Below are 17,716 nucleotides of genomic sequence, written 5' to 3' on the forward strand. Positions count from 1 at the left end.
TTGCACACATCATGGCCACCATCGTTTGCTACGATATTCACGGCAACGCAGTACCCGTAGCCGCAGAATCTATCACCTTCCGCCCTGCTGTTTACGGCATCTACATAGAAAATAATCAGATTTTGTTGCAAAAACAGCCAGAGACGGGGCTATGGTATCCGCCCGGTACAATGCTATCCGCTAGCGAAACGCCAACTCAAGTGATCCGGCAATATTTCCGGCAGCTAATTGGCCTAACCCCTGCCATTGGGTCGTTGCTCTTTGTTGAAGACCAGTTTTTCCTCGATGAAGCGCGTCGGGCTTGGAAACTCTCGGCAATGTATTATGGTTTGGAACGGCCGTTAACCACCGCCACCACCCTCACCGAAACCGACGAAGCCAACCAAACTGAATGGATTCCCCTAACTAATTTGCAGCGTGACCAGTTCCAATTTGGCTATGAGGCTGTACAGGCAGGCAAATTGCAGCAAAAATTGTAGCGACTCAGGACTGGCAGTCCTGTTGATAATTATTTACACCTTTTTCAAATGAGGACTGCCAGTCCTCAACCCAGCGCGAAACCATGATCCGGTCACTCGTACCCGGTCTCTATTACCATATCTACAATCGCGGCAACAACGGTGACACACTCTTTTACGAACCACGAAACTACCGTTACTTTCTGCAATTATTTGGCCGATACATTCACCCAATTGTAGAAACATACGCATACTGTTTGATGCCAAACCACTTCCATTTTCTGGTGCAAATTCGCCCACTCCAGGACTGGCAGTCCTCACTTACACAACTCCAACTTGAGCGTATTCAAGACTGCCAGCCCTTTGTGAGCCACCAATTCCGCAACTTTTTTAGCACCTACACCAAAGCAGTCAACAAAGCCTACAATCACACAGGCAGCCTGTTTGAAAAGCCATTCAAGCGCAAAGTGGTGGATAATGAACGCTACTTCACCACCCTAATTACCTACATCCACCGCAACCCGCAAACGCACGGCTTTGTTGATGATTTCCGGGAATGGCCTTGGTCTTCTTACCAAGCACTGCTAACTGAAAAGCCGACGCAAGTGCAGCGCGAAGCTGTGCTAGAATGGTTTGGTACCCGGGCAGCATTGGCCGATGCGCACTTGCGCGATGTAGATGAAGGGCTAATTGAGCCTTTGATTGTGGATGATTGGTTTTAACGCAAGCTGAGGACTAGCTGCGGTTGAGGACTGGCAGTCCTTGGTTTATGGTTTTTCAACATTATTGAGGGAAGGACTGCCAGTCCTGAGTATGGAGGGACGCAATGACGCGAGACGAATTGCTGGCACTGATTGACCAGGCAGAACGAGAGGAGTGGACAGAGCTTGATTTGAGCGGCAGAGGGTTGACCAAATTACCGCCGGAAATCGGCCGTTTAACCAACCTAATCGAACTTAACCTTCACAACAATAGACTTACTAAACTCCCGCCAGAAGTTGGCAACCTTACAAAACTAGAAATACTAACAACAGACAGTTTCCTATTGTCAAAGCCTGAAGGCGAAATCAATCAGTTCTCTGAATTACCAGAAGAAATTATTAATTTAAAAAGGTTAAAATCTTTGTCTATGATTGGTAATCAGCTAGGCAAAATTCCAGATTCTATTCTTGCAATAGAATCCCTAAAGCATTTAAATCTATATTCCAACTCGCTAGATACAATACCTCACCAAATTGTTAAACTTAAAAATTTAGAAAGCCTTGCTTTAGGCGATAACGAAATCAAAGTTTTACCCAAATCTCTCTTTATGCTACCTAAACTCAAAACTTTGAATTTAGGAGATGGAGGGGGGGGAAATCCAATTAAGTTAATTCCCGACGGGATCGAGAATTTAGCAAATCTCGAAAGGTTATTCGTCTATTATTTAGATATTTTTACTCTTCCAGAAACAATAGGCAATTTAAGAAAACTAACACATCTTGGTATAAGTGGTAATAGTAGTCTTGTTGAGCTACCAGTCGAGTTAGGGCAACTTAAAAGCCTTGATTATATTGATGCTCACTCATTGCCTTCTATACGGTTTCCGCCATCAGATATAATCGACTTGGGCACACCAGCAATAAAGAATTTTCTAGATGCGGTAAGAATAGGAAGTAAACATATATGGGAGTCGAAATGCTTGCTTATTGGTGAAGGAGGTGTGGGTAAAACCACTTTGTTTGAAGTTCTAAATGGTCGCCCTTACGATGAGTATGAATCCGGCACTGTCGGCATCGAAATTGGGGCACTCAAATTGTCCCACCCTAAAAAAGAAGCTATCACGATGCGGCTCAACTGTTGGGATTTTGCCGGACAAGACTTTAACCATGCCATGCATCAATTTTTCTTTAGCAGCCGCGCGCTTTTCCTTCTCGTCTGGAATGCTCGGCATGGCTGGCAGCAGGGCAAACTGTACCGCTGGCTGGAAAACATCAAAGTTCGCGCCCCCGAAGCCAAAGTCATCCTCGTCGCCACGCACACCGACCAGCCCCACTCCGACTATCCCGCCGCCGACCTGCAAGCCAAATATCCCCAAATCGTAGACACCATCGAAGTTAGCAGCAAAACAGGTGACAATATTCCTGAACTGCGCCATCTCATTCAAACACACGCCGCCGACTTACCTTTGATGGGCTTACGCTGGCCACAAACTTGGCTGGATGCTGCCAATGCCGTCCGCGCCAAGTGTCAATCCGGCCAAAAACACGCCTCTCGCCGCGAAGTCATCAACGTTATAAAGGAACACGATCTCAACGAAGAAGAGTGCGGCATACTCATGCGTTGGCTGCATGAACTGGGCGATATTCTTCACTTCGACGATGAACCAGAAATGCGCGGGCGCGTTATCCTCGACCCTGAATGGCTCACTCAACACATCGGCATCGTCCTACGTAGCGATGAAGTACAGCAGCAAAATGGCATCCTCACTCGCCAGCATCTAGACAAACTCTGGGAAGATTTAGATGATTTTTTACGTGACCACTTCCTACGGATGATGGATAAATTCGATCTGGCCTACCTCATCCCCGATGATACCCAAGACCGCAGCCTCATCGTGGAACGCCTGCCGCTCGATCCACCTGATTACACAACGCAATGGCAAGAATTTGAGGATCGTGGCAACGAAATCAGCCTCCGTTTCAAGTTAGGCTCGATGCAGCCCGGTATCCCCACCTGGTTTATCGCCCGCTGCCACCGCTTTACCATGAACACGCATTGGCTCAACGGTGTCCTATTCAAAGATGAAGATGATCGCCACCGCGCCCTCGTCATTGCTGACGACCAGCAAGATACAGTGCAAATGACCGTGCGCGGCCCTTTCCCGCAACGCTTCATGTCCCTCTTACGCGACGGCTTCCGCGACACGCTCAAGCGGTACAAAGGGTTAGAAGTTGTTCGTAAAGTTCCTTGTCCTGGTGGATACAATGATCTCATTGAGGGACCTTGCTCACATGAATTTGATCTTGATAACCTGGAAAAATGGATCGTAAAGAGACCAGAAGCGGATGAAGTTGTTTGTCCATTTTGCGGTGACAGCTTTTCTCGTCTTCTGTTAGTAGAAGGTATCGGCGCAGCGTCCCTAACTCAAGAGTTAACCGAACAGCGCATCATTGAAGTGATTCGTGAAGAAAGTCAGTTGACGCGGCTTCACGTAGACGCGCAAATCATAAATCTGATCAAATATCATGAGCGTAATTTCTTGCGAGCATTTTACCTGGAACAAGATCGGGAAATGGTCACTTGCCCTAATCTCTTCACGATTCGCCAGGTACCCAAACGTGGCGTTGTCAAAAAGCAAGAGTGGCACATTCAACTGTACTGTCAGCAACCCGGTGCCTGGCATCCAGTTGGGGAGCCGTACATCATCGAAGAACAAAAAGAATGGTTTACAAAATCGCTGCCCTATCTAAAAACCTTACTTAAAGTCTTGAGCGTTGTTGCGCCCTTAGCCAATGCAGCTTTAGCCATCACTGACGTGGTTGGCGACAAAGTGCAGGTAGCCCGCGACCAACACACCACCTTTGAAAACGAAGTTAAAATGATGAGTGAACTGCTTAAAGGCACAAAAGTCGTGACGGAGTTGGAACGGCCGTTTGCCGAACGCATCCACGACCAACCAGAACGCTCAACCTTCCGCAAAGCCGAAGGTGCGGAGTTAGTTCCCATTCGAGAACTCATGGATCAACTGGCTGAAATTGATGAACAACAAGGTCGACCAAAATGGGCTGGCCTCACGCGCAGGCAAACACCAGAGGGTGATATTTTGTGGCTAGACCAGGAACATCTGCAAGAATACCTCAGCAAACGGAAACCGGTGCCGCAGCCAGAAGATTTTGAGTAGTTTCGTAACCAAGGACTGGCAGTCCTCGATTGAATTGTGTTGGGGCATGAATAATAAATGAGGACTGCCAGTCCTAAGGGTGTAATGAAAAGTTGTGTAATGGAAGCAAGAAGCAGAAAATGGGGGGATGAAAAAAGAACTCGATGAAATGCTCAACAGATTGAACCAGTGGGAAGCAGAGAACAAAGATGCCAATTTGACACAAATGGAAGAAGCGATTGATGCTGAGTTAGCTGGAATTAGGCAGCAATTGCTCGCACAAATGGCCAGAGAAGGGAAGGCGGCTAGGGTGGACTGTCCAAACTGCGACCAGCCAATGATGAAAAACGGGAAGAAAACGCGAACGTTACGAACCAAAAACGGCGACAAAGTCACAATTGAAAGGGAGCAAATGAGGTGTCATGAATGTGGGATGACACTTTTTCCCCCTGGATGAAAAACTCAGGTTGCTGAGAGGCGCGTATACGCCGCAAGTGCAAGAGGCCGTAACCCGATTAGGTAGCCGGCTACCCTATGCAGAAGCCCAAGAAGAGTTAGAAATGATGTGGGGCCTCGACATCTCCGTAGCAACCGTACGAGAAATCACGCTGCGAAACGGCCGTCTAGCAGATGAGCTAATTGAAATAGAAAAAGAACATCTGGAAAAGACAGCCCCCAAAGCAATAGCCAAACCAAAGCAACTCATTGTAAGTGCAGATGGGGCAATGGTACAGCTAAGAAATGGCGAATGGCGCGAAGTAAAAACGGTTGCCTTCGGTGAATTTGAGACTATCTGGGATGCTAAAAAACAAGAAGTCGTGACCAAAACAGGCAAGATAAGCTACTTCTCAAGTGCAGATAAGGCAGAGTTGTTTAGCGACAAGGCAATTGTCGAGTGGCAGCGACGGGGTGGGGAGAATGCTGAAAAAGTTGTCGCGGTTAATGATGGTGCTGTCTGGATACAGGGCTTCATCGACTATCATTGCCCCACAGCGACACGCGTGATTGATTTTGCCCATGCCCAAGGGTATATCGCCACGATTGGCAAAGCCCTGTATGGGGCAGAAAGTGACCGTTTCCAACAATGGTATCCCCAGATGTCTAAACAGTTAGGCACAAAAGCACCCCAACGAACGCTGAATGAATTGCGTTTCCTATGGACACAAAACCAAGCCCACCCAGCAGCGGATGAAATAGAAGCAGCGATTCGTTATCTTGAGCGACGTCAAACGATGATAGATTATCCACATTTCAGAAAAAACGGAATTCCCATTGGATCTGGGATAGTAGAGTCTGGGCATAAGGTGGTGATGCAACGACGGATGAAACAGGCTGGGATGCGCTGGGCGGATGAAAACCTCAATCCGATGCTTGCCTTGCGCATGGCAATCTGTAACAAGTGCTGGCGTGCTTCTTGGCAAGCGATTCAGGCTCATTTTCTGGCTACAAAACAGGCGCACCGTCTGCTGGAGAAGGCAGAAGCTCCGCAATCTCAGCTTGTTACTGAAGCAGATGTTGAGAATTTAGAGAAGCTGGCGGATAGGATACCTAGGCGTTCACAAAAGAGGCAGCCGTGGCAAGACCATCGGTGGATTTTTCCTCACAGAGCACGGCCGTTACACAAAATCTAATTACACCCCAGTCCTAAATTTATCTTGACACACCTCCTGCCCAGTGCTATTATGCGCCCACGATGAACCAGCAACGATTTTTTAGCTTCTTCTTTTTTAATAACGTCCGCGCCGCGTTTGCGCCGGAGGTTCGTTCTGCCTGAGAAGAAGCAGTAAAATACGAACACTCTCTGAAAGACGCGGCCAACACCGCGTCTTTTTTTTGTTTGTTTGGGCAAGAACCGTTAAACTTTTTGCTTGGGTTAAGCCGAGGACTGGCAGTCCTTGGCTATAATATTGCCAACAACCAATTAACAGGACTGCCAGTCCTAAGATTTAGGAAGTTAATTATGCTAGACCAACTGGAATCATTGTATGAAGCATCACTGGCCAAGCTGGGCGAGGTGGACAGTACGGCCATACTCGAAACCTGGTACCGCGACACGCTTGGCCGCAAAGGGAGCATCTACCTGCTCACCCGCCAGGTCGGGCAGTTAAGCCCCGATGAACGGCCGATTTTCGGTAAGCGAATCAACGTGGTGAAAAACGAGCTGGAAGCGGCGTACTCAGCACGACAGGCTGAGCTAAAAGCCGCCGAACTGGCCGATAAGATTGCCAGCTCCGCCATTGACGTGACCCTGCCAGGACGGCCGTTAACCACTGGCGGGCTACACGTCATCACCCAGACCCTACGCGACATCTACCGCATCTTTGGCGACATGGGCTTTCAAATCTACCGCTCGCCCGACGTAGAAACCGACGCCTACAACTTCGAGCTGCTCAACTTCCCGCCCCACCACCCGGCTCGGGAGATGCAAGACAGCTTCTACACCGATAACCCAGATGTGATTCTGCGGACCCACACCAGCGCGGGCCAAATCCGGGCCATGCGTGAATATTATCCCGAACCGGTGCGCGTAATCCTGCCCGGCATGTGCTACCGCAACGAGCAAATCACTACCCGCAGCAGCATCCAGTTCACCCAAGTAGAGGGGCTGGCCGTCGGCACCAACATCACCTTTGCCGACCTCAAAGGGACGCTCACCGAGTTTGCCCGCCGACTGTTCGGGGCCAATCGGCAGACCCGCTTCCGCGCCAGCTACTTCCCCTTCACTGAACCCAGTGCGGAGATGGATGTCACCTGCTTTTTGTGCGAATCGAAGGGGTGCCAGGTGTGCAAACACACCGGCTGGCTGGAGATTTTGGGTAGCGGCATGGTGCATCCTACCGTGCTGCGCAACGGCGGCTACGACCCCGAAATTTATACAGGTTTCGCCTTTGGCATGGGACCAGAACGCGTCGCCATGCTCAAATACGGCATTGATGATATTCGGCAATTTTGGAACAACGATTTGCGGTTCCTGAAGCAATTCTAAAATCTCAGAAGTCCGACTTTTTGAAAAAGTCGGGCTTCTCAAAGCAATTTTTTTGGAGTTTTTCCATGCTTGTACCACTTTCATGGCTAAAAGATTTTGTCACAATTGATAAACCCGTTGAGCAAGTAGACCGCCTGCTGACCAACGCGGGTTTAGAAGTAAAAACCGTTGAAAAGATCGGCATCCCCGGCGCAGACCTAGAATGGGATCGCGAGCTGATCCTGCTGGCGCACCTACTCAAGGTTGAGCAGCATCCCAATGCAGACCGGCTGGTTTTGGCGACGGTGGATTATGGCGACGGCCGTTCCAAAACCGTCGTCACGGGCGCACCCAACTTGTTTCAATATTTAGAGCAGGCCGATCTGGCTGCCTTACAGCTATACTCCCCCCTCGCGCTAGAAGGCTCGGTTTTGTACGATGGCCACAAAGAGGGGCTGTCCACAACCAAGCTCAAAGGGCGCGAGCTGCGCGGCATCTACAACGACGCCATGCTCTGCTCCGAAAAAGAGCTAGGCATCAGCGAAGAGCATGAAGGCATCATCCTCATCCAAAAAGATGCCCACTCGCCCGACTACCAGCCTGGCACGCCGCTGCAAGATGTGCTGGGCGACGCCGTCCTGGAGATCGATATCATCCCCAACATTGCCCGCTGCGCCTCGATGGTTGGCGTGGCCCGCGAATATGCCGCCCTCACCAACCAGCCCATCCGCTACCCGGATTATTCGGTAAAAATGGAGGGACCAAAGGTGGACGGCCGTATCCAGCTCACCACAGAAAACCCAGACCTCAACCCCCGCTTCGTCGGCTACATCATCGAAGGCGTACAGCAAACCGCCAGCCCCTACTGGATGCAGCACCGCCTGCGCTTGGCGGGGCAACGCCCCATCAACGTCGTCGTAGACATCTCTAACTACGTGATGCTAGAGATGGGCCAGCCCAACCACACCTTCGATTATGACTTCCTGCGCCAGCGGGCCGACCAATACAACCCAGGCGGCCCCATTCACATCAATACCCGCCTGCCCCACGACGGCGAAACGCTCACCACCCTGGACGGCATCCGCCACAAGCTGGAACCGTACAGCATTTTGGTAACAGACCCGCTGGGCAACCTGAGCTTGGGCGGGGTAATGGGCGGCGCAGACAGCGAAATCAAGCCAGAAACGCAAAACGTCTTTCTGGAAGCCGCCGCCTGGAACTTCATCAACATTCGTCGCACCAGCACCAAGCTGGGCATCCACACCGATGCCGCCTTCCGCTTTAGCCGAGGGGTGCATCCCAGCCAGGCACTGCTAGGCGCAACGCGTGCTGCTGAACTCATGCGCAGACTGGCGGGCGGCACCGTCGCCGATGGCGTCATCGACTACTATCCCAACCTGCCCGAACCCGTCACCGTCACGCTCAAGCTGGATTACGCCCGGCGGCTGAGTGGACTATTTTTAAGCGGTGCGGAAATGGCCGAACTGCTGAAACGCCTCGAATTTGAAGCTGAGGTGCATGACGACCATCTCATCGTGACCGCACCTGACCACCGCATGGACATTGAGGGGCCGCATGATTTGGTAGAAGAAATTTGCCGCATGTACGGCTACGACAATATTCCCTCTACCGTGCTGTCTGATGTGCTGCCGCCACAGCGGGGCAATCCCCAACTAGAGCAAGAAGAGCGCATCAAAGACGTGCTGGTGCAGGCTGGCTTGCAGGAATTGATCACCTTCCGGCTCACTTCCAAAGCGCAAGAAGCGAAGATGATTCCGCAAAATCACAAAGCTGGACCAGATGTACGGCCGTATGTCTCCCTCACCAATCCGCTCTCTGCTGAACGAGCCGACATGCGCCATAGTCTGCTCGCTTCCGTCGTGGAAATGGCTGCCAACAACAGCCGCTACCAGAACCGGCTAGCCATGTTCGAGGTCGGCCCCATCTTCATTGCTGACGAGGATGAAATTTTGCCAACCGAGCAAACGCGCCTCTCGATTGTACTCAGCGGGCAACGTTCCGCACCGGGTTGGCGAAACAGCGAATCCGGCCCTTACGACTTCTTCGATTTGAAAGGCGTGCTGGAGGCACTGTTCAGCGAACTACATCTAGACATCAGCTACGAACCGGTGAATCATCCCACTTACCGGCCAGGACGCACCGCTCGGCTGCTGTTGGGCGAAACCCAGGTTGGCGTCATGGGTGAACTGCATCCCCTTGTGGTCGAGCAGTTCGATATACAACTAGAAGATAGCGACCAACCCGTCCTAGCTGCCGACGTTGATCTGGACGCACTCATTGCCCACATTCCATCCCATTATCCTTACGATCCCATCTCGCCGTATCCAGCGGTGCATGAAGATATTGCAGTGGTGGTGGATAAGGATGTGGCGGCAACGGCCGTTGAAGACATTATTCGGAAATCCGGTGGCTTTTTGCTCAAGGATGTGCAGTTGTTCGATCTATACGAAGGCAAACAGATTGGTGCGGGCAAGAAAAGCCTTGCCTACCACCTCACCTTCCAGGCCCCAGACAAAACCCTCACTGACAAAGTGGTGCAAAAGAGCCGCAAAAAGATTGTTGGTCAGCTAAAACATCGGCTCAATGCCCAGCTACGTGAGTAAATCAGCCAAAAACTAATCCAAATATCGAAGCCAGGTGCGCGCCACCTGGCTTTTTTGTGTCCGAATCAGCCCGACAATCAGGCAGAATTTAGAGTCACCTATCAGATATTGTGGAATTTATGGCTGAAATATCTAAAAAACCACCCCAAAAACTGGTTGACATGCCTAAAAAACAATGATATAGTTGATACCTCAACAGTTGAGGTATCAACTATATTCCATCAGCTTCAAAAAGGTCTGCTAAATCAGCATGAGTGATAGAGAAGCTCTGTACAATCTTCTTAAAACAACCTTCATTCTCCTCGATGATGGGGATCGACGACTTTTTGGTCAGTTTGATCTAAGCCCAACTAGATATTACGCATTACTTCATATTTCAGAAAAGCCAGGATTGTCCTCCAGTGAGCTAAGCGATCGTCTACTGTGCGACAAAAGTAACGTGACGCGTATTGTCAAAGGGTTAGAAAACACTGGCTACATCATCCGCAAACCACACGAGTCAGACGGCCGTACCCTTCGCCTTTACCACACGGAAAAAGGGAAAACCGTCTGCAACCAAATCTCAGAGGCACACCAAGCGTATAACGAGCTTCGCCTAAACTGCATCAATGAAATTTCACAAGGCAGTTTGCTCGAAAACTTAACTATTCTCAACGATTCATTAAATGAAGAACTATTGCATCCACTATTCAAAATGAATGGACAAAATTCCAATCAATCCTAGCCCAAAATTAGAAACATTGACCACGCCTTTCACACAAATGACACGTTAACAGTTGCCTAAATATCTGCGCCACATTTACCATTTTCCTGCGTAAATCACAATTCTACGGCGCAGTTTTTGTCAAAATCCTTTTTACAATCTACATAATTCTATGCTTAAGGAGGTGATGCTCACAACGAGAGTCCACTTACACAAATTTCAAGTCTAAGCATATTTCACTTTAACTTTTTTTGAGGAGAGAGATGAACAACAAAAAATGGTACATCTTAACAATTTTATTTTTGCTAGGTGCCCTGTTCCTGAGTGCCTGCGGTGGCTCTGAACCAGCCACCGATGAATCGGCTGATGAACCGGCCACCACCACAGATACGGCCGAAGAAGAAACCATGGACGAAGAAGAGGACATGGAAGAAGAAGCCATGGACGAGGAAGAAATGGAAGATGAAGAAGCCATGGATGATGAGGAAGAGATGGAAGATGAGTCGATGGACGATGAAGAAACGGAAGATACAGCTTCTGAATTCGACACCACCATCACCATCTGGTCTGATGAACTGCTCACTCCCGTTATTTTGGAGCTAAAGGAATCCTTTGAAGCAGAATTCAACATTGGTCTCATCGTAGAAAACGTGCCAGATCGCAACGATCAATTCCCCATTGCCGCTCCGGCCGGGGAAGGTCCAGATATCATTATGCTCCCACACGATCGTCTGGGCGGTTTCTATGAATCTGGTCTGCTAGCTCCTGTGGATTTGGGGGACAAAGCAGGTGAATTTAACCCATTCGCCCTCCAGGCCTGGACGTTTGATGGCCAGCTGGTTGGTGTTCCTTACAATGTAGAAAACACGGCCCTCTTCTACAACACAGACATGATTGACACACCGCCGCAGACCTGGGACGAGCTGATCGAGATGGGTGCTGCTTTGGTTGATAGTGGCGAAGCCACCTACGCTACGGCTCTCGCCGGTACAACGTACGATGCTTTCCCACTCCAGACTGCATTCGGTGGCTATGTCTTTGGCTTAAACGATGACGGCACCTACAATCCTAATGATCTCGGTATTGACAGCGAAGGCATGATCGCCGCCGGCAACTTCATTCAAGACAATGTTGAAGCTGGTTACATCAGCAACAGTACCGACAACGATACTGCCAAAGCCCAATTCGCCGCAGGTGAAATACCGTTCCTCATGTATGGCCCTTGGGGTCTAGATGATTTCCGCACATCTGGCGTTCCCTACGCCATCGCCAGCTTCCCCTCGGCGACTGAACAAGGCGTACCTTTCTCTGGTGTTTGGGGCTTTGCTGCCAATGCCTTGGGCGATAACGTCCTCCTGGCCCAGACTTTCTTAACTGAAGTATTGGCCACTCCAGAGACAATGGAATTGTTGTCCATCGGCAGCAACCGTCCTTCTGCCTGGCTCTCGGTCGAAAACCCTGACCCTGACCTAGCTGCTTTTGCGGAAATTTCGACAGTAGCTGAACCAATGCCCGCCATCCCAGAAATGGGTTCTGTGTGGGGTAGCTGGGGTGATGCTTTCTCCTTGCTCATCAACGGTGAACAAGAACCGGCTGATGCTTTGGCGAATGCCGCTACTCAAATTCGTGACCTCATCGGTGGCTCTGCCGCTGGCATGGTCAACATTCCTGGTTCCTGGCAAGCAGCTTCCGGTCTATGCGGTGGCGACTGGGACCCAGCCTGTGAAGGGTCTGCACTCACCGACAATGGTGACGGCACCTACTCTGCAACCTACGACATGCCTGCAGGCGACTACGAAGTAAAAGTAGCCCTAGACGGCGGCTGGGATGAGAACTACGGTGTTGACGGTGCAGCTAATGGCGACAACATCACCTTCACTGTAGCAGCAGATGGCCCTGTAACCTTCACCTGGGATTCTGATTCCAAAATCCTGACGGTTGAAACTGGCGGCTAAACCGCGTAAATTAAAAGTGTGGCTTGGACATGTTCTGAGCCACACTTTTTAATATCTGTCTTAAAGAAACTTTCCACACCACCCAATCAAGTAAAACTGAATAAATATCATTTTTGGAAGAGAGGGTTATGGTCCCAAGACCATCCATATCCATTAGTAGGAAAAGGAGAACTGTCTTATGGCAGCTCAAGCCCTGAAACAACCAGGTGCTTCATCAGGTAGTACGCAAAGTGCTACACTGCTAAACGTTATTCTGCGATTGGTGCTACTATTAGCCATTGATGGCTTCCTCATTTGGTTTGCCCTAAGTGCGTTTGCCGAGGGCTACACACCTTTGGGAATTGTCATCGTTGTTATCGCAGCAGCCGTCAATTACATTATCCTCGTTAAGGATATGTATCCGCTCCGCTGGATGCTTGCCGGACTAATCTTAATGGTGATGTTTGCCATTTGGCCTATTTTATTGACTGTGTTTGTGGCGTTCACAAATTATGGAGATGGCCATTTACTTACCAAAGTTCAATCCATTGAACTGCTACAGCAAGAGCGTTACTTACCAGAAGGTGGCGCGGCCTACTCTTGGACTGGCTACCAAAACGAAGCTGGCGAGTATGTTCTGTGGCTACAAAATGAAGCTGGTGAAGGCTTTGTAGCGTTTCCAGGGACAGCACTCATTCCGGCTAGCGAAGCCACGGGGCTTGGAGAACTAAATGAGGATGGTATTCCAGACTCAATAGAAGGGTATCAGAAGCTCAATGCGCTCCAGGTCGCTAGCGATCAAACAATTCCTAGCATTCAGTTTGGCTCAGAGCTGGACGGGGTGCAGATTCGTTCTGCTCAGGAAGCTGCCCAGCTACAACCAAAATACGAGTATGATGAAGCGACAGATACGCTAACCAATCTGGAGACGGGTATTCGCTATTCCCCAGTTGAAGGTGATTGGACTTCTGAAAGAGGTGAAACGTTACCGTTTGGTTTTCGTGCCTCCGTAGGCACGAGTAACTTCACACGCTTTTTCGACAGTCCAGCTCTTCGTGGCCCGCTGGTGCGGATCATTACCTGGAACTTCGCTTTTGCCTTCTTGAGTGTCTTTACGACATTTTCTCTGGGTCTAGCCATCGCCTATATTTACAATGATCGCTCACTACCGGGGCGCAAAATTATTCAATCCTTCTTGCTGATTCCTTATACAATTCCTAGCCTGATTACAATCATTATTTGGCGCGGTATGTTTAACAACCAGCTAGGCGTCATTAACCGAACCCTGGAGGATTTATTTGGCATTGCCCCTGCCTGGTTTATTGACCCTACTCTGGCAAAAATCGCAATTCTGGTTGTCAATTTGTGGTTAGGCTACCCTTACTTCATGCTCATTTGCAGCGGTGCCTTGCAGGCCATACCAGAGGATTTATACGAGGCGGCTCGCGTGGACGGGGCCAATGCATGGCAAAGATTTTTCAAGATTACGTTGCCCTTGTTGCTCGTTTCTGTTGGACCACTGTTGGTTGCTTCTTTTGTTTATAATTTCAACAATTTCAACCTGATTTTCTTGTTCATTGAGGGCGGGCCACCCATTGCCAATTCGGCAACCAGGGCAGGGCATACGGACATTCTGATTTCGTATGTGTACAACTTTGCCTTTGCCTCTGGCCGTGCAAAAGAGTATGGGCTAGGCTCAGCAATTACGATCATCATTTTCATTATTGTGGCTGTCATTACCCTATTCCAGTTCCGCTATACCAAAATGTGGGAGGAGGTTGGTGAAGGTGTCTAACATAACTTTGAAACAACGGAAAAGATTGAATCATGCTGGCCGTTGGTTAGTCGCGCTGGTTCTAATTTTCTTTGCCCTTTTTCCGGTTTTGTGGGTGATTTCAGCGTCGCTAAACCCATTAAATACGCTGGCTTCGGCACAGTTTATTCCAGATAATATCGGCTTAGATAATTACCGATTTTTGTTTGAGTCGCCAGAGTTCCCATTTTTAACCTGGCTGTGGAATTCCATCAAGATTTCTACGATTACCACGTTTCTATCTGTATCCATAACGACGTTGGCAGCTTTTGCGTTCTCCCGTTTGCGGTTTACTGGCCGTGAAAATATGCTGAAGGCCATTCTGCTTATTCAAGTATTTCCTGGTTTGTTGGCGATGATTGCTATGTTTACGCTTGTCACTCAGTTTGGCACGATTATTCCTGCGTTGGGTTTGGATACGCATGCGGGTTTGATTATGGTTTACCTGGGTGGCGCTATGGGTGTAAATATTTGGTTAATGAAGGGCTTCTTCGACACCATTCCACGGGCGATTGATGAAAGTGCCATGGTAGATGGGGCGACACATTGGCAAATTTTCTCGCAGCTTTTACTGCCGTTGATGCGGCCGATTTTAGTCGTCGTCGGTATTTTGTCATTCATTGGTACTTATGGCGACTTCATTCTGGCCCGTATTTTGTTGAAGAGTACGGATCAATACCCGCTGATGGTTGGTTTGTTCATCTTTACCAGCGGTCAATTTTCCCAAAATTGGGGGCCTTTCGCTGCTGGGGCACTCTTGGGGGCATTACCTATCATGATTATCTACCTGCTTTTGCAGGATCAAATTGTGGGTGGATTGACTCAAGGAGCCGTGAAAGGATAAGTAATTGTAAATTGAGAATTGTGAATAGCTAAGCTAATTGTTAATGTCACGGCCGTTTCCCACACACACCTCCCCAGGTTGAAGGGAAACGGCCGTTTTCTATCATCAACAAAATTCAGGAGCCTTCTATGCAAAAACGCCTGTTCCTCATCTTCTTTTCAATTATCTTTTTGCTGATTGCCTGTGATGACACAGCCCCGACCGCGACGCCAGATGGTGGGGTGGCAACGGCCGTTGCCACCGAAACTAATGAACCAGAACCCACCAATCCACCCAGCCCTACCGCCACGCCCGATCCCTTTGAAACCGGCACCAACGGTTTCCCCTGGTGGAACGACCTCGTCTTTTACGAAATCTTCGTGCGCAGCTTCTATGATACAGATGGCGACGGCATTGGCGACCTGAACGGCGTCATCGAAAAACTGGACTATTTGAACGACGGCGATCCCACCACCACAGACGACCTCGGCGTCACCGGCATCTGGCTTATGCCCATCACCGTTTCCCCCAGCTACCACGGCTATGACGTCACCGACTACTTTCAGGTAGACCCAGAATATGGCACCAATGAGGATTTCTTGCGGCTGATGGATGAAGCCCACGCCCGCGGCATTCGCGTCATCGTTGATTTGGTTTTGAACCACACCTCTACGCAGCACCCCTGGTTCATCGAATCACAAAACCCTGACTCAGAATTTCGGGACTGGTACATCTGGGCTGAAGAAAATCCCGGCTATCGTGGGCCAGATGGACAAGTTGTGTGGCATAACAATCCCAGCGGCTACTACTACGGCGTATTTTGGAGCGGGATGCCTGATCTGAACTACGAAAATCCGAACGTCACCTTTGCCATGTTCGATGCCGCCCGCTTTTGGTTAGAGGACATGAATGTAGATGGCTTCCGGCTGGATGCTATCAAGCATATGATTGAAGAGGGACAGGGACAGCAAAACACGCCCAGCACACACGAATGGCTGCAAGAATTTTACCGATTCTACAAAGCTGTGGAGCCGAACGCATTGACCGTAGGAGAAGCATGGACAGGCACCCAGCAAGTTGTCGATTACACTGGTGATGAAGTAGATATTGCCTTCCAGTTCTTTCTGGCCGAAGATATTTTGAACAGTGCCAACGCAGGGCTGGCCTCAATTTATGCCGATACGCTCAGGGAAGTTTACGATTCCTTCCCTGCAAATCAGTATGCCACCTTCATCACCAATCATGACCAAAATCGGATCATGTCCCAATTGGACGAGGATGAAGGCAAAGTGAGGGTTGCAGCGGCAATCTTACTCACCACCCCTGGTGTGCCCTTCATCTATTATGGTGAAGAAATTGGTATGACCGGTATTAAGCCCGATGAGGATATTCGCTTGCCAATGCAGTGGGACAGCAACAGCCCAAACGTTGGCTTCACCGAAGGCACCCCGTGGCGACCTGCCGCCGCTGACTTTCCTGAACGCAGCGTCGCCCGCCAGATTGACGATCCAGATTCATTACTAAGTTTGTATCGCGATCTAACCCATCTTCGCAATGAACATGAAGCGTTGCGCGTGGGCAATTGGACATTGGTAGAAGCTGGCTCACCCAGGCTCCTCACGTTCTTGCGCCAAACAGAGAATGAAACGGTGCTGGTTGTCATCAACGTCAATCGAAACCCGGTACAGGCGGATGACTACAATCTGGATTTAGCGTTGGATGGGGAAGTTACGGCCGTTTCTCTCTATGGTCTGGAACCCAACGGCAATCCAACAAGCGGCGGCTACGTCCCCTTCGACGAAATTCCGCCACAGTCAGTTCACATCTTGCAGCTTGCACCTAAGGGGTAATTTTACGGGTTACACAACATCACGGGGTTCGGTCAAAAGCTGCAAACCAGCCAAAATTTGCAGCACCCGGTCTTTCGACAGGGTTCCGATTTTTTCGGTTAGAGTTAGCTTATCTACCGTAAGCAATTGAGAGATATTCACAACGCTTGATTTCGGTAAATTGGCTTCCCCTTTGTATAAACGCACATTTCCCGGCACCTGCGCTCGGTACAAATTGGAGGTAATGGCACAAACAACCGTTGTATTGATTTGACTATGATTAAAGACATTGTTTTGAATAACAACATGCGGCCGTCGAAAACCAGGTTCGGACCTTGATGGTAATCCAGTGAACAGCCAAAAAACGTCACCCTGATTGATTACCATCCCTCATCCTCCAAACCGCTGGCATAGAGTCCCTGTATCTCTTTTAAGTAAGTTTCCTCTTGCTGCGTAGGCGGATGTTCACTATAAACTTGGTTGATTGCCGCCAGCAGTTGTTTGTTCTGGTATTGCTCTAAAAAGGCTTCCATCGCAATCACAAAAAGGCGACTGCGCGGAATCCCCATCTCTTGAGCAAGGGAATCAACTTGTTCTAACAATGGTTTGTCTAAAGAAATGGCTGTTTTTACGGTTGACATTATCACACCTATATTTTTACTTTCAGTATAACAAAAGGTACTCAGTGTGTAAATACCGCTTGGT

The 17,716-nt window shown here is 49.4% G+C and carries 14 protein-coding genes; 12 read left to right on the plus strand and 2 right to left on the minus strand.

All coding sequences use genetic code 11. From position 1 onward, the window contains the following. Nucleotides 1-11 precede the first annotated feature (11 nt). The 12 genes from ACOQPU_RS14970 (at nt 12) to ACOQPU_RS15025 (ending at nt 17,032) form a co-directional block, all read left to right on the plus strand. On the plus strand, nt 12-479 hold the full coding sequence (locus ACOQPU_RS14970; protein WP_420640636.1) for an NUDIX hydrolase: 468 nt from the start codon (nt 12-14) through the stop codon (nt 477-479). Between the two features lie 83 nt (nt 480-562). After that, nucleotides 563-1,180 (plus strand): transposase, encoded by a 618-nt coding sequence (locus ACOQPU_RS14975; RefSeq protein ID WP_420640637.1) that lies wholly within the window; start codon nt 563-565, stop codon nt 1,178-1,180. A gap of 104 nt (nt 1,181-1,284) precedes the next feature. After that, nucleotides 1,285-4,341 carry a COR domain-containing protein gene (locus ACOQPU_RS14980; protein ID WP_420640638.1) on the plus strand — a complete coding sequence of 1,019 codons (3,057 nt, stop codon included), beginning with the start codon at nt 1,285-1,287 and terminating at the stop codon, nt 4,339-4,341. Between the two features lie 127 nt (nt 4,342-4,468). Further along, nucleotides 4,469-4,777, plus strand: coding sequence for a YgiT-type zinc finger protein (locus ACOQPU_RS14985; RefSeq protein WP_420640639.1), 309 nt, complete (start codon nt 4,469-4,471; stop codon nt 4,775-4,777). A 37-nt stretch (nt 4,778-4,814) separates the two neighbouring features. Beyond that, the gene (locus tag ACOQPU_RS14990) at nt 4,815-5,951 is read left to right on the plus strand and encodes a hypothetical protein (protein ID WP_420640640.1); all 1,137 of its coding nucleotides are present in this window, start codon (nt 4,815-4,817) and stop codon (nt 5,949-5,951) included. A 329-nt stretch (nt 5,952-6,280) separates the two neighbouring features. After that, nucleotides 6,281-7,306, plus strand: coding sequence for a phenylalanine--tRNA ligase subunit alpha (pheS, locus tag ACOQPU_RS14995; protein ID WP_420640641.1), 1,026 nt, complete (start codon nt 6,281-6,283; stop codon nt 7,304-7,306). A gap of 65 nt (nt 7,307-7,371) precedes the next feature. Further along, on the plus strand, nt 7,372-9,909 hold the full coding sequence (gene pheT / locus ACOQPU_RS15000; protein WP_420640642.1) for a phenylalanine--tRNA ligase subunit beta: 2,538 nt from the start codon (nt 7,372-7,374) through the stop codon (nt 9,907-9,909). A gap of 250 nt (nt 9,910-10,159) precedes the next feature. Beyond that, nucleotides 10,160-10,633 carry a MarR family winged helix-turn-helix transcriptional regulator gene (locus tag ACOQPU_RS15005; protein WP_420640643.1) on the plus strand — a complete coding sequence of 158 codons (474 nt, stop codon included), beginning with the start codon at nt 10,160-10,162 and terminating at the stop codon, nt 10,631-10,633. Between the two features lie 242 nt (nt 10,634-10,875). Beyond that, nucleotides 10,876-12,567: an extracellular solute-binding protein gene (locus ACOQPU_RS15010; RefSeq protein ID WP_420640644.1), complete on the plus strand. Its 1,692-nt coding sequence runs from the start codon at nt 10,876-10,878 to the stop codon at nt 12,565-12,567. A 178-nt stretch (nt 12,568-12,745) separates the two neighbouring features. Continuing rightward, nucleotides 12,746-14,341, plus strand: coding sequence for a maltose ABC transporter permease MalF (gene malF / locus ACOQPU_RS15015; RefSeq protein ID WP_420640645.1), 1,596 nt, complete (start codon nt 12,746-12,748; stop codon nt 14,339-14,341). Then, nucleotides 14,334-15,203: a sugar ABC transporter permease gene (locus tag ACOQPU_RS15020; RefSeq protein WP_420640646.1), complete on the plus strand. Its 870-nt coding sequence runs from the start codon at nt 14,334-14,336 to the stop codon at nt 15,201-15,203. The genes malF and ACOQPU_RS15020 overlap by 8 nt, the downstream gene beginning before the upstream one ends. Before the next feature lie 128 nt (nt 15,204-15,331). Then, nucleotides 15,332-17,032, plus strand: coding sequence for an alpha-amylase family glycosyl hydrolase (locus tag ACOQPU_RS15025; RefSeq protein ID WP_420640647.1), 1,701 nt, complete (start codon nt 15,332-15,334; stop codon nt 17,030-17,032). A gap of 9 nt (nt 17,033-17,041) precedes the next feature. Here the strand turns inward: ACOQPU_RS15025 and ACOQPU_RS15030 are convergent, their stop codons facing one another. Both ACOQPU_RS15030 and ACOQPU_RS15035 read right to left on the minus strand, forming a co-directional pair. Next, nucleotides 17,042-17,398, minus strand: coding sequence for a type II toxin-antitoxin system PemK/MazF family toxin (locus ACOQPU_RS15030; protein ID WP_420640648.1), 357 nt, complete (start codon nt 17,396-17,398; stop codon nt 17,042-17,044). Then, complete coding sequence (locus ACOQPU_RS15035; RefSeq protein WP_420640649.1) at nt 17,392-17,652, minus strand: CopG family ribbon-helix-helix protein; 261 nt, start codon at nt 17,650-17,652, stop codon at nt 17,392-17,394. The genes ACOQPU_RS15030 and ACOQPU_RS15035 overlap by 7 nt, the downstream gene beginning before the upstream one ends. Between the last annotated feature and the right edge of the window lie 64 nt (nt 17,653-17,716).

Source organism: Candidatus Leptofilum sp., from assembly GCF_965223285.1.
GTDB lineage: Bacteria > Chloroflexota > Anaerolineae > Promineifilales > Promineifilaceae > Leptofilum.

Excerpts from the sequence above, each read along its gene's own strand:
- ACOQPU_RS14970 (WP_420640636.1), top strand. The coding sequence starts at position 12 with ATGGCCACCATCGTTTGCTACGATATTCACGGCAACGCAGTACCCGTA.
- ACOQPU_RS14975 (WP_420640637.1), top strand. The coding sequence starts at position 563 with ATGATCCGGTCACTCGTACCCGGTCTCTATTACCATATCTACAATCGC.
- ACOQPU_RS14980 (WP_420640638.1), top strand. The coding sequence starts at position 1,285 with ATGACGCGAGACGAATTGCTGGCACTGATTGACCAGGCAGAACGAGAG.
- ACOQPU_RS14985 (WP_420640639.1), top strand. The coding sequence starts at position 4,469 with ATGAAAAAAGAACTCGATGAAATGCTCAACAGATTGAACCAGTGGGAA.
- pheS (WP_420640641.1), top strand. The coding sequence starts at position 6,281 with ATGCTAGACCAACTGGAATCATTGTATGAAGCATCACTGGCCAAGCTG.
- pheT (WP_420640642.1), top strand. The coding sequence starts at position 7,372 with ATGCTTGTACCACTTTCATGGCTAAAAGATTTTGTCACAATTGATAAA.
- ACOQPU_RS15005 (WP_420640643.1), top strand. The coding sequence starts at position 10,160 with ATGAGTGATAGAGAAGCTCTGTACAATCTTCTTAAAACAACCTTCATT.
- ACOQPU_RS15010 (WP_420640644.1), top strand. The coding sequence starts at position 10,876 with ATGAACAACAAAAAATGGTACATCTTAACAATTTTATTTTTGCTAGGT.
- malF (WP_420640645.1), top strand. The coding sequence starts at position 12,746 with ATGGCAGCTCAAGCCCTGAAACAACCAGGTGCTTCATCAGGTAGTACG.
- ACOQPU_RS15025 (WP_420640647.1), top strand. The coding sequence starts at position 15,332 with ATGCAAAAACGCCTGTTCCTCATCTTCTTTTCAATTATCTTTTTGCTG.
- ACOQPU_RS15030 (WP_420640648.1), bottom strand. The coding sequence starts at position 17,398 with ATGGTAATCAATCAGGGTGACGTTTTTTGGCTGTTCACTGGATTACCA.
- ACOQPU_RS15035 (WP_420640649.1), bottom strand. The coding sequence starts at position 17,652 with ATGTCAACCGTAAAAACAGCCATTTCTTTAGACAAACCATTGTTAGAA.